The 13154-nt window shown below is 49.9% G+C and carries 9 protein-coding genes; 6 read left to right on the top strand and 3 right to left on the bottom strand.

The window, feature by feature from the left end:
* Window positions 1–44: 44 nt before the first annotated feature.
* Genes OEY64_01395 through OEY64_01385 form a run of 3 tightly spaced genes read right to left on the bottom strand, consistent with a single transcriptional unit; the run spans window position 45 to window position 4113 of the window.
* Entirely contained in the window at window positions 45–1211 is a 1167-nt protein-coding gene (locus OEY64_01395) for a protein nirF (GenBank protein MDH5541596.1), read from the bottom strand.
* On the bottom strand, window positions 1199–2380 hold the full coding sequence (locus tag OEY64_01390; GenBank protein MDH5541595.1) for a radical SAM protein: 1182 nt from the start codon (window positions 2378–2380) through the stop codon (window positions 1199–1201). The genes OEY64_01395 and OEY64_01390 overlap by 13 nt, the downstream gene beginning before the upstream one ends.
* 8 nt (window positions 2381–2388) lie before the next feature.
* Complete coding sequence (locus tag OEY64_01385; protein MDH5541594.1) at window positions 2389–4113, bottom strand: c-type cytochrome; 1725 nt, start codon at window positions 4111–4113, stop codon at window positions 2389–2391.
* A gap of 545 nt (window positions 4114–4658) precedes the next feature.
* Between OEY64_01385 and OEY64_01380 the strand changes: the two genes are divergently transcribed.
* From OEY64_01380 to OEY64_01355, 6 genes are all read left to right on the top strand, one after another.
* The gene (locus OEY64_01380; GenBank protein MDH5541593.1) at window positions 4659–5216 is read left to right on the top strand and encodes a hypothetical protein; all 558 of its coding nucleotides are present in this window, start codon (window positions 4659–4661) and stop codon (window positions 5214–5216) included.
* Window positions 5217–5390: 174 nt separating this feature from the next.
* Entirely contained in the window at window positions 5391–7460 is a 2070-nt protein-coding gene (gene glyS / locus OEY64_01375) for a glycine--tRNA ligase subunit beta (GenBank protein ID MDH5541592.1), read from the top strand.
* A 17-nt stretch (window positions 7461–7477) separates the two neighbouring features.
* Entirely contained in the window at window positions 7478–10141 is a 2664-nt protein-coding gene (gene ppdK, locus OEY64_01370; GenBank protein ID MDH5541591.1) for a pyruvate, phosphate dikinase, read from the top strand.
* Entirely contained in the window at window positions 10138–11229 is a 1092-nt protein-coding gene (gene ribD, locus OEY64_01365; protein MDH5541590.1) for a bifunctional diaminohydroxyphosphoribosylaminopyrimidine deaminase/5-amino-6-(5-phosphoribosylamino)uracil reductase RibD, read from the top strand. The genes ppdK and ribD overlap by 4 nt, the downstream gene beginning before the upstream one ends.
* Window positions 11229–11888 carry a riboflavin synthase gene (locus OEY64_01360; GenBank protein ID MDH5541589.1) on the top strand — a complete coding sequence of 220 codons (660 nt, stop codon included), beginning with the start codon at window positions 11229–11231 and terminating at the stop codon, window positions 11886–11888. Before ribD ends, OEY64_01360 begins: the two co-directional genes overlap by 1 nt.
* A gap of 13 nt (window positions 11889–11901) precedes the next feature.
* On the top strand, window positions 11902–13110 hold the full coding sequence (locus tag OEY64_01355; protein MDH5541588.1) for a bifunctional 3,4-dihydroxy-2-butanone-4-phosphate synthase/GTP cyclohydrolase II: 1209 nt from the start codon (window positions 11902–11904) through the stop codon (window positions 13108–13110).
* The last annotated feature ends 44 nt before the right edge of the window (window positions 13111–13154 follow it).

Below are 13154 nucleotides of genomic sequence, written 5' to 3'. Positions count from 1 at the left end.
ACTCTTCATTTACAGACACGAACGGCTTGCAGGTAAACCGTATATTACAATCCAAACTGGGAAAGTCTGGAACTGCAAAATACCCCTGATGGGTTTTTTACAGGTATCTCCTTTATCTTCTTGAAGTTCTTGGTATCGTAGACGAGTACCTTGTTGTCGCCGTTGGAAGAGATATATATCTCCCTCCCTTTCGGCGTAAAGTGCATATGAAATATCTTGTTCCCGGGGGTCAGGGTTTTAATAACTTTCTCAGTCTTGACGTCGATTACCTCAACCTTGTCGTGAAAATCACCCATGACGTAGTTTGTCCATATCTGCTGCATATCTGGACGTGCCATGGCGAAAATGGGATGGGCCAGGGTCTCGATGAACCGCTTGGACGTCCATGTTTCCCGGTCGATTACCGCCAGACCTGATCCCCCCACCACGGGAGCGAAGAGCTTGTCTTCCGCCATTATCCACCCCTCAAGATGGGGTATCTTCAGAACCGGAGGCTTGTCCTCCATCCCTTTCGGTACAGGCAACGGGATCTTTGTTATTTTTTCCGGGTTCCACAGATCGATCATTGTCACCCACGGCGAATGAAACAGCCCTGCCATGTAATACCTTCCGTCAGGGGTAAGGAGAGCATCGTACGGTTTCTCTCCAATATCGGTAAACTTCTTCACGACCGGAAAATCCTTCTTGCCGGCATCTATTATCCAAATGGCATTCGCGTCCATGAGCGAGACGATAAACATGTCGTCCGGTGCGTCTACCATCCCTACCGTTTTCGATTTATCAGCATTGATCGTCTTTGCTATCTTGAATGTCTCGTCCGAAACGATAACAATGTTCCCCGGCTTGTAGTTGCTTATGGCGATAAATTTGCCGTCCTGCGAAAGCGCGAGACCAACGGCGCTTTCACCCGTCTTGACCTGCGCGGCGACCTTCAAATTTATAAGGTCGATCTTGCTCAGAATGGAATCGCGGCTCACGACATAGGCATACCTGCCGTCGCGGGAAAAGACTATGGACGCGTGGTGAAGCACGCCAAGGCCCTCAACTCTTCCCAGGAATTTATGGTCGTTAGCGGAATCTATTACAGCTACCGACCCGGTCTCTCTCTCTATCACCACCATAAGGGCGCCGGTGCCCCACTCACCCGCGGAGGCGGTGAAAGGCTGAGTGGCGAGCAGGATTAATGCCGCCAGGACCCTTAACAGTTGCATGAAGTGCTGATTCCTGTAGCCTGCTGAAATATCTCTTCGTCCGTCAGGTAGCATGCAGGATCACTTGCCATCAGATCCCCGGCCGCACGCTCGGACCTTGTGCGGGAATTACCGCCGCATATCTTTATCCATTCGCATTTTCCGCACCTGCCAAGAAGCGGGCGGGGTCTCTCTCTAAGACGGTTTAAAACGGGATTCTCGCTTTGATACCATATTTTGCCAAACCGCTCATTCTTTATGTTTCCAAGCTTCACTCCGCTCATAAGCGGGTCAGGATGAACTTCTCCCAGAGGGTCAATATTCGCCACGCCAAGCCCGGCGTTGTTCCCCCCCCAATTTTCCAGCATCGTTAAAAGCTTCTCGCCGTTCGCCGGATTTTTTGCGGTGTACTCCATGAAGAAGAAAACCGCGTCAGCATCGTTGTTCCCTGTTACCACCTCAATAGGAATGTTGTTTTCCACATAATAGAGCGCCTTTTCAATCACCATGGCAACAGCTTCCCTTGTCCGCTCCGGCTCAAGCGCTTCACAGCTGTTCTCAATGCCCCTGCCCGAGAAAACAAGATGGGATATGTAAATCTTGTCTATCCTGTTTTTTTCTACAAGTTCAAACATCCTCGGAAGATCGGCCTGGTTCATTTTAGTAAGGGTGAATCTCACTCCTGTCCTCAGCCCCTTGTCCCTGCAGAGTTTCAGCCCTCGCAAAGCAAGGTCAAATGCGCCGTCCATCCTTCTGAACTTGTCGTGAAGAGCCCCTATTCCGTCAAGGCTCACCCCGATATAGTCGAATCCGGATGTTTTGAGCAATTCAGCCTCTTTCTCCTCTATCATCGTTCCGTTGCTGGAAAGCGCGAGGTAGAAGCCAAGCTCCTTGGCACGCTGTGCAATTTTGAAAAGATCCTCCCTGTAGAGAGGCTCGCCGCCGGAAAGCACCAGCGTGTTGCACCGTGCTTCCTTTAATTGCTCAAGGACGTCAAAGGCCTGTTCGGTAGTGACTTCCCCCGTGTAGTCCCTCTGTTTTGAAGAGGCATAGCAATGCACACATTCGAGGTTGCAGGTGCGCGTCAGATTCCAGATAACCATTGGGGCCACGTCTGTTCTCGGCCCGGTCCTTTTAGCTACCGGCTGTCCATTCTTCAACCTTTTAAGATTTGTCGTAAGCCTGAACATCGCTCCCCCTATCCGCCAATGCCCTTGAAACTCAATACATAATCAACTATGTCATTAAGTTCATTGGACGATAGTTTTATCTTGCTCATTGAGCTTTTATTATAACCCAATCTGGTGGCGCTTATTTTCGGGGAGGCGATATGGGTCTTGATCTCGCCCGCCGTTCTTTTGGAAGCTATTTCCGAAAAAGATGGAGCAAAGGCCTCAAGTGTCTGATGGTGGCAACCCATGCAGTATTTGTCATAAACATCCTTCCCTTTCACGTCAGCGCCCCTGTCGCTCATCGAATAGAGCGGATACGTCTTGTTGGTCGCGTTATATTTCCCCATCGCATCATTAAAGGGGAGTCTTTTCGTTATCTCCAGCGTTTTCGTGTTGTATGCCACAACTTCGCCATCTTCGCCCAAAACCGTTATCAGGGCATACTCCCCCTCCCGGGTAAATTCGATGTGCAAAACATTCTTGCCAGGATGCGGTTTTAATATTTTCGTTTTTTTCAGATCATCCTTGGCGACCAATACTATCTCTTCTCCATAGGTATCCACCCAGAGCCATTCGGTTGCGAAATGCGTGCGCACGAAAAATCCCGGCGACGAAAGAGGCACCTCAGCCACCACCTTTAGGTTCGTGAGGGACAATACAGTCAGCTTGGGCTTCAATATATGGTTCACACCGGCAAACAGCTCTCCCCCTTTTTGCCAGAAGGTTGCCGAAGCGAGGTGCGGCAATCCGTCCGTTGGAATAGTGGCAAGGAGTTTGAATGAATTGTAATCATATATATATAGTTCATCGCCGCCTCTCTTAGTCCCGAGTATCAGATTCCCCATGGGGCTTATCGAAAAATCCTCAAACGGTTGCGGCAGTTTGTATTTGCTTACCTTGAAATCACCTTTGCTCTCTATCATCCAGAGTTCGGGTATGTCGCGGAAAGAACAGATGAACTTGTCGAGGCCTGCAATGGAATAGAATCCGCCGATACTGCCGGGGGTCTCCAGCGTGTGAACAGGTTTCATATCCTTCGCGCTGAAAAAGACAATATTGCGCGGGAGGTTGTTGGCAACGGCAATTATCCTGTCGTCGAATGAAACCGCCAGCGACCTGAGGTATATCCCCGCGCGAACGGTCAATTCTGTCGTAAGCGTAGGGATATCGTATTTTGTTATCAGCCCATTGCGGGCGGCGGCGTATATCTTGTCAAGCTTATATGAGAATTTCGGACCGCCATGCACATCGCCAACATAGAATCTTGATATCTCCGAAAGATCGTTTCCATCCAGAAGCGCCAGGCTGTTCTTCCCTTTCTCCATAACAAGCGTAATATTCTCTTTTTGCGCCGTGACCTTTCCCCCCTTGCCAGGTTTCAATTTCTTCAGGCTTTTCGTAATATCCTTGGCGCTCCAATGCACCTCGCCTGCGGGGAGGAGAATATGCTCCGCGACCATTTTTATTTCATCATTGGACAGCTTTTTTCCAAATCCGGGCATCTGCGTCGCCGGCAATCCGTCCCTTATGACCTCTTCCAGCCTCAGCGGATTGCTCTTGGACGGTTTGTTGTTTTTTGAAATGTAGTCCGGGAAGAGCGGAGGAGCAGTATGCCCTATCCTGTCGATGTGATGACACATGGCGCAGTTTTTCTTGTAGAGGGCCTTTCCGTCCGTTGTCGCCAATGCTGTATGCGGAGAGAATATCAACATGGAGAAAACGCCCAATATCGGCGCAATATACTTTTTCAAAATATCATCATGCTCCCGGTGTATCATTGCCCACTCCTTTTTATACCATCAGCAGAAATGGACGCCGATGTTGTTCATGCAACGCGTCAATTCTCAAATTTCAGAATTTGAATGAAATCCAAGAGGCTCCCGCCTCTGTACACTCCCGCCGGATTTTCCAGCAATTCCTCAATCTCCAGTGCCGTTCTCAGCTTTTATTCGCCTGTATGTATATGTTTTTCAATCATAAAGGACTGAATAAAAAACAATTTTCCGGCGCTTTCAAAAATCATTCTAACTGAATTTCTCCAGATATTGCAATCGCAAATACAAACGTTTTGTTAATAAAATATCGAAATGTTATTGACAAATGGTTACGAAATTTTGTAGATTCATCTCTAAACGTGAGGGTCTATAGCTATTCCCTCTTTTTTGCATTGGGGATAGACAGAGCCCAAAAGAGTGACTAAAATGTTTCTTGTTTAGGGGAGGATATACAACTTATTGCAGACCGTTTAACAACGTTACGTATTTTTCCATTTTTTTTTAACTAAGGGGGTTTTTTAATGAAAAGGTTTCTAACATTAAGTATTGCCGTTGTGGCGTTACTAACTCTCAGCGTTGCCTGCACAAAGGGCGGCGGTGATAAAGGTGGTAGCGCAGAAGCTCCAAAGGCAAAGCCAATCGGTCCGGTTGAATACTGGAAAGACTGGGAGAAAGGTGTTGTCGGACAGTTCCCTAACTGCGGAACAAACGTTCTTCAGCTCGGCCTTGACCAGATACTCCAGGATACCGTTGACACATACTGCGCGCTTGATCCAGGCCACTACAAGAGCCTTATCAATCCTGCTGTAAAGGATATCTATGACAACAAAGGCACCGACTATCCGGACGGAAGAACAGCTATTCTTCTTCTTCCTAAGCTCGGTGTTGCTTTCACAACCGACCACAAGGACGGAAAGCCGATTTTCAACGCCATTCTGATGGCTGACAGCACCCCGATCAACTCTGCTGAAGAGGGGCACCCGCTGAATCCGAAAACCTGTGCTAACTGTCACTACGGCTACGATGGTCTCTGTGAAAACAGGGGCTTCACCTGCGGAAACAGGAGCCTGATAGAATAACTGGTCAGTACAGTTGATCTTCAAGGGGGGATGATCTTCATCCCCCCTTTTTTTTTGCTTACGCTCTCTTCAAATACCCCCAAAGTCAAACTTCGCCCCCTATAAGAAAAAAAAGCGCATAATTACTCCAAAACAAGGTGCCTGACGGACAGTGTTGATGTATTATCATGGACTATGAAAAAGCTGCTTCTCGAGATTGGAACTGAAGAAATTCCCGCCTCATTCATCCAGCCTGCGGTTGAAAAATTAAAGGAGATCGCTTCTGAAAAATTAAAGACGGCGCATCTCCCTTTCACCGCGATAGAAACCGTCGGCACTCCGAGGCGCCTCGCGCTCTTCGTATCGGGCCTCCCGGAAATGCAAGAGAGAGTTACAAGGAAGGTAATGGGTCCGCCAGCAAAGGCAGGATTCGATAAGGACGGGAAACCGGCAGGAGCCGCGCTTGGATTTGCGAAAAAATTCGGCAAAGATCCTAAAGATATTAAAACAGAGCCTACTCCGAAAGGGGACTATCTCTATTTAGACATAGAGGAAGGGGGCGGTTCATCTTCGGATATCCTTAAAAGCCTCCTTCCTGAGATCATCACATCTCTTGGCTTTCCGAAGACAATGCGCTGGGGGGATTACAATACCCGTTTCGCACGCCCCATACGCTCCATCATTTCGATCCTTGGAGACAATCTCATAGAGTTCAACCTGGACTCCCTCTCATCAGGGAGATCGACTTTCGGTCACAGATTTCTTCACGATGGCAGGATTGAAATAAAGAATCCCGATTCATATCTCAATGAGCTTGAAAAAGCCTCCGTAATCGTTTCACCTGAAAGAAGAAAGGAAAAGATACTTCAGGGACTTGCAAAAGTTGAAAAAGACACTGGCAACAGGGTCATAAAGGACGACGAACTCGCAAACACCATCGGGTACATCACAGAGTTTCCTGTGGCGGTCGCCGGAACATTCGACAAAAGCTACCTCGACCTTCCGCGTGAGCTCCTCATAACAGTGATGAAATACCATCAGAAATATTTCAGCATGGAAGATCCCTCCGGAAAGATAACAAACCATTTCGTCGCTTTCAGCAATATCGACTGCGAGGATATCTCGGTAATAAGAAGGGGTTTCGAAAGGGTGCTCTCCGCAAGGTTAAGCGACGCGAGATTCTTCTTCGATGAAGACAGGAAGAAGACGCTTTCCGATTTTTCCAGGGATCTCGCCGGCGTCACGTTCCAGAAAGGCCTTGGAACAATCGCCGACAAGGTTTCAAGAATAGCCTCGGTCGCGCAAGAAATATCGGAAATAATCTCTCCCGCAAAGAAAGCAGAAGTAGAAACAGCTTCCAGGCTCTGCAAATCCGATCTTATGACCTCCATGGTTTTCGAATTCACGGAGCTACAGGGGATCATGGGACGGGAATACGCCCTGGCCGAAGGTATTGACAGGGAGATCGCCATCGCTATCGACGAACATTATAAACCACGCTTTTCAGGTGACACCCTGCCGTCGAATGATATCGCCGTATGCGTGGCCCTCGCAGACAAGATAGACACGATTTGCGGCTTCTTCGCGCTCGGCAAGATACCGTCTGGCTCGGAGGACCCCTTCTCTCTCCGCCGGCACGCGCTCGGCATCATCAGGATCCTGCTCGACGGTGACGACACTCTTTCTATACAACGCATTACCGAGATCGCCCTGAATACGCTCCCCCCAGGAACCGTCAAGGATCCCGGCCAGTTGGGAGCCGACATCCTCTCCTTTTTCAAAGGAAGGCTCAAATCGGAGTTTTCAGGGATGGCTATCCCCTACGACGTAGTCGATGCCGTGGTGGAGGCGGACTTCACCAACCTCCCCGACACCCTGAAACGCGCGACCGCTCTTGCCGAAATGAAAAAGGAAGAGTACAGCGAATCGCTCTCAATAACTTTCAAGCGCGCCGCGAACATCGTTGAGAAGCACAAGGCGCACAAGATAGATGAATCCCTTCTCGAGGAAGAGACCGAAAAGAGACTCTATGAAGCCTTGATAGGGTGTGAAAAGAAGCTGAAGCCGCTTATCGACGCAAAGAACTTCAGCGCGGTATTGCAGGAGATCGCGTCGATAAGACCGTCTCTTGACGCGTTTTTTGATTCCGTAATGGTGATGGTTGAAAATGATATAATTAGGCAAAACAGGCTATCCCTTCTCAGGCGAGTTGTAATTCTATTTGAGAGGATAGCTGACTTTTCGAGGTTGGTTTTTTCAGCTTAAGGAGCAGGAGTTTAAAGATGGCATCCAGGAAATTCGTCTATTTCTTCGGTCCCGGCAAGGCTCAAGGCAATGCCGGAATGAAAAATCTTCTTGGCGGGAAAGGGGCAAATCTTGCGGAGATGTGCAATCTCGGCCTCCCTGTTCCCCCGGGTTTTACCATTTCCACCGAAGCATGTGTCTTCTATTTCAAGAACAAACGCAAATGGGCTCCCGGCCTCAAGGGAGAAATTTCCAAAAATCTCGCGCTCCTCGAAAAGAGCATGGCTTCGAAATTCGGCTCGGGCGAAAAACCGCTCCTCCTTTCCGTAAGGTCCGGCGCGAGGGCATCCATGCCCGGGATGATGGATACGGTACTCAATCTCGGTATGAACGACGCAACTATCAGGTCGATGATAAAACTTACCGGTAACGAAAGATTTGTATACGATTCATATCGGCGCTTTATCCAGATGTTCTCCAATGTCGTGCTGGGAGTCGGCTCCTCGAACTTCGAAAAGGAGCTAACCGCGCTGAAAAAGCATAAAAAAGCAAAGCTCGATACCGACCTCACCGATTCGGACCTACGCGGTCTTTGCGAAAGCTATAAAAAGATAGTCAAAGCCAAAACAGGGAAAGAGTTTCCGCAAAATCCCGCTTCCCAGTTGGAGATGGCGATAAACGCGGTATTTAATTCCTGGAACACACAGCGCGCGAGCGACTACCGCAAGCTTTACGGGATCCCCGAAACATGGGGAACAGCCGTGAACGTTCAGTCGATGGTGTTTGGAAACATCGGAAATGATTCAGGCACGGGCGTGGCATTTACGCGCGATCCGTCCACCGGCGAGAACCGCTTCTTCGGCGAGTTCCTCGTAAACGCGCAGGGAGAGGATGTTGTCGCCGGAATTAGAACCCCCCTTTCGATTGACGGCATGAAAAAAGTTTTTCCCGAGGCGGCAAAAGAGCTTATCACCCTTGCGAAAAAACTGGAAAACCACTACAGGGATATGCTCGACCTGGAATTTACCGTTCAGAACAAAAAGCTGTACATGTTGCAGGCGCGAATCGGGAAACGTACTGCCGCCTCGGCGGTAAGGATCGCCGTTGACCTCGTAAAGGAAAAGAAGATAAGTAAAAAAGAGGCTGTCATGCGCTTGGAGCCTGTTCAGATAGAACAGCTCCTTCATAAAACCCTCGATCCGAAAACGAAACTTCCAGTGATAGCGAAAGGCCTTCCGGCATCGCCCGGAGCGGCTGTTGGGAAAGTGGTCTTTTCCTCCGCCGCCGCAAGAAGGCTGGCCGACCAGGGGGAACCGCCGATACTTGTCAGGTACGAAACTTCACCGGAAGACCTCTCCGGCATGGCGGTTTCAAAAGGTATACTCACGGTTCATGGCGGTATGACCTCCCACGCCGCCGTCGTGGCGCGAGGGATGGGCAAATGCTGCATATCCGGCGTTGGAGAGATAAAGATAGCCGAGGATAAAGACACCTTCACTGTCGGAACCACCGCTGTCCACAGAGGGGATTGGCTCACGCTTGATGGTTCATCCGGGCGCGTTATTCTCGGTAAAGCGGAAGTAATATCACCCTCCCTTTCAGGCGATTTCAAAACCCTGATGACGTGGGCCGACACCTTTAGAACCCTTGAGGTAAGGGCAAACGCCGACACCCCTGATGACGCAAAACTTGCGCGCGGTTTCGGCGCGAAAGGGATCGGGCTTTGCCGGACGGAACATATGTTTTTTGCAAAGGACAGGATACTAGCGGTCCGGGAAATGATCATCGCCGATTCCGTGACTGAGAGAGCTAAAGCGCTGAAAAAACTTTTGCCGATGCAGAAAAAGGATTTCATCGGAATACTGCAGGCTATGGAAGGGTTGCCTGTTACCATCAGGCTTCTCGACCCGCCACTGCATGAGTTCCTGCCCAAGACCAGACATGCCATCGAAGGGGTTGCCCACGATATGAAGATACATGTCGCCGACGTAGAGAAACGTATTACAAGACTCTCAGAGGCAAATCCCATGCTTGGGCACCGAGGGTGCCGGCTGGGAATCACCTATATGGACATCTACCATATGCAGGTGCAGGCGATATACGAAGCGACAGCGGAACTTTTAAAGCGTGGAGTTAAGGCCAAGCCGGAGGTCATGATTCCGCTTGTTGGAACTGAGAAGGAGATCGAACTTTGCAGACAGATGGTCATCGATACCGCTGCCGAAGTTCAAAAGGCCAAGAAGATAAAGATCCCTGTTGTCGTGGGGACCATGATAGAGCTTCCGCGCGCGGCGATCGTTGCCGATAAAATTGCCAAACACGCGGAATTCTTCTCGTTCGGTACAAACGATCTGACCCAGACAACGCTTGGCCTGAGCCGTGACGACGCGGGAAGCTTCCTGCCGGAATATGTGGACAAGAAAATCCTCCCTCACGATCCTTTTGTAAGTATCGATGAGGAAGGTGTGGGAAGCCTGATGGAAATGGGCCTTACGAAAGGGAGAAAGGCCAGACCCGGCCTGAAAATCGGTATCTGCGGCGAGCACGGCGGAGACCCACAGTCGGTTACCTTCTGCAACAATCTCGGCATCAATTACGTCAGCTGTTCGCCATACCGCATTCCGATAGCCAGGCTTGCGGCGGCGCAGGCGGCGATAGTTGGGAAAGGAAATTCCGGCAAGAGACTTTCCGGCTCAACATGAAGTCTCAGTTTATGGAGAGGGCGTTGACCCTGGCTGAAATGGCCAGGGGGAAGACCAGCCCTAATCCCCTGGTCGGAGCGGTGATAGTGAAGGCGGGGAAGATAATCGCCGAAGGTTTCCATGAAAAGGCCGGAACCGACCACGCCGAGATAGTCGCACTGAAGAAGGCAAAGGGAAACGCCAAAGGCTCGGCGCTGTATGTAAACCTTGAGCCTTGCTGTCACACCGGAAAAACCGGACCTTGCACAGAAGCGATAATTGAAGCCGGCATAAAAAAGGTTGTCCTTTCCATGCGGGATCCGAATCCGCTGGTTTCAGGAAAAGGGATCGCCGCTCTTAAAAAGGCGGGGATAACTGTCCTTGAAGGACTTTTGCAAAAGGAGGCAAAACTGCTCAATGCCCCTTTTGAAAAGTTCATCTCGCAAAAACTGCCGTATGTAATCATGAAGGCCGCATGCTCCCTCGATGGAAGGATCGCTTCCTCCAGCGGAGAATCAAAATGGATATCAAACGAACAGAGCAGGGAGTATGTCCACCTTTTGCGTGAACAGTCCGATGCGATAATGGTCGGCTTGAACACCATCATCAGGGACGATCCACAGCTGAACGTGAGGCCAAGAAAGAAAAATGGAAAACAGCCGATAAGGATCGTCGTCGACACCAATCTGAAAACACCTGTCGACGCGCGGATATTCCACTCCTTGGGCGGAAAAATCATCGTTGCCACTTCATCGGACGCCCCAGAATCGAGGGCGAAACAGCTTGAAGGGAGCGGCGCCGACATCCTCCGCCTCCCGCAAAAGGAGAACAGGGTAAGCCTTAAATCGCTGATGAAGGAACTTGCCAAAAGAGAGATAGTCACGATCCTCCTCGAAGGGGGGAGCGAACTCTATACCGACGCCCTCACACAGGAACTTGTCGACAGGGTAGCGATATTCTACGCGCCGATCATTCTTGGCGGATCCGACAAGTACACGCTTCTTCAATCCAAAAGGAAAAGCGACATGACAGGCGCCTTGAAAATACTCAACGTGAAAAAGACCGATTTCGGTGATAACCTCCTTATTGAAGGAGATGTAGGGAAATAATGTTTACAGGTATTATTGAAGTTAAAGGAACCGTTAAATCCGTGGCACACTCCGGTGGTGCCGCCACCCTTGTCATAGAAGCGGAGAGCTCTTTCTGGAAAGACGTCAAGCTGGGAGAATCAATTGCCGTGGACGGAGTTTGCCTTACCGTCACCAGGAAAGGTGAAAACAGCGGCAACTTCGACGTAAGCAGGGAGACGCTCGACCGCGCGATCACCGGAAAATACAGAGCCGGCTCGGTGGTGAACCTCGAAAAGGCGCTCCGCCCAACAGACAGGCTGGGGGGACACTTCGTACAGGGGCATGTCGACGGCGTTGGACGATTTATTGATAAAAAAACCATCGGCGAAAACATAGAGATGGATTTCGAGGTCCCAAGCGGGCTTGAAAGATACATTGTCGATAAAGGCTCCATTTCCATCAACGGCATTTCCCTCACCGCGGCCCGTGTTCTGGGCCGGAAAATTACTATTGCCGTGATACCGCATACCCTTCATATCACCTCGCTTGAACAGCTCCACCCGGGCGACCCGGTAAACATTGAATGTGATGTGATTGCCAAATATACGGAAAAGCTGTTAATATCAAAAGGAGAAAGTAACCCTGACGCTAATAAAGGGTTGAATCTAAAAACTTTATCTGAAAAAGGTTTCCTGTAAGGCATAATGAATCATGGCATTTTGTAAAGTAACGGAAGCGGCTGAGGAACTGGCCAAGGGGAATATGATAATCCTCCTTGACGATGAGGACAGGGAAAATGAAGGTGACATCGTATGCGCCGCCGAAAAAGTCACCCCCGAGATAGTTAATTTCATGGCAACCCACGCAAGGGGCCTTATCTGTCTTGCCCTCACCCAGGAGAAAGCCGATTCACTGCGCCTTGAACCTATGGTTACTAAAAACAAATCCCCCTTCTCTACCGCCTTCACTGTTTCCATTGAAGCGCGCGTTGGAGTAACAACAGGTATCTCCGCCGCCGACAGGGCAAGAACTATACTCGCGGCAGTAAACCCGGATGCAAAACCTGAAGATCTGGTAAGCCCGGGGCATGTATTTCCGCTCCGCGCCAGAAAGGGGGGTGTCCTTGTAAGGACAGGACAGACCGAAGGTTCGATCGACCTGGCAAAGATAGCCGGCCTCGCCCCGGCGGCCGTGATCTGCGAAGTGATGAAAGATGACGGCACTATGGCTCGCTTGCCGGATCTTGAAAAATTCGGCGAAAAACACAATCTGAAACTCGTAACTGTGAAGGACATAATCAATTACAGGATGAAAAAGGAGTCGCTCATCGAGAAAGTGAGCGAGGCCGAACTCCCAACCAAATTCGGAACCTTCAAAATATTCGGCTTTGAAAACAAAATAGACAACTCTGTCCATGTCGCTCTTGTGATGGGGGATATAAAACCTGGCGCCGACACGCTGGTAAGGGTTCATTCCCAATGCCTCACGGGGGATGTATTCCACTCTCAGCGGTGCGACTGCGGAGAACAGCTCGATGCGGCGATGAAGCAGATAGCTTCGGCAGGGACCGGCGCGATAATCTACCTCTTCCAGGAGGGGCGGGGAATAGGATTGATAAACAAATTGAGGGCGTATGCGCTCCAGGACGAAGGGGACGACACGGTTGAAGCCAATACAAAACTCGGCTTCAAGGCTGACTTGAGGGATTACGGAATTGGCGCACAGATAATCGCCTCTCTCGGAATTACCAGCATGAAACTCCTTACGAACAATCCGAAGAAGATCATCGGCCTCGAAGGGTACGGATTGAAAATCGTTGAACGGGTTCCGCTCGAAATCGAACCGAGGGAACATAACCTGAAATACATGACAACGAAACAGCAGAAGATGGGACATCTTTTTAACGTCAAAAAAGGCTGAAACGAATTTCAGGCTTTCAGCATTATCTATAAATCGGAGAGGAA

It is taken from the genome of Nitrospinota bacterium (genome assembly GCA_029881495.1).
Lineage (GTDB): Bacteria > Nitrospinota_A > UBA7883 > JACRGQ01 > JACRGQ01 > JAOUMJ01.
This window is presented reverse-complemented; position numbering and strand designations above follow the sequence as displayed.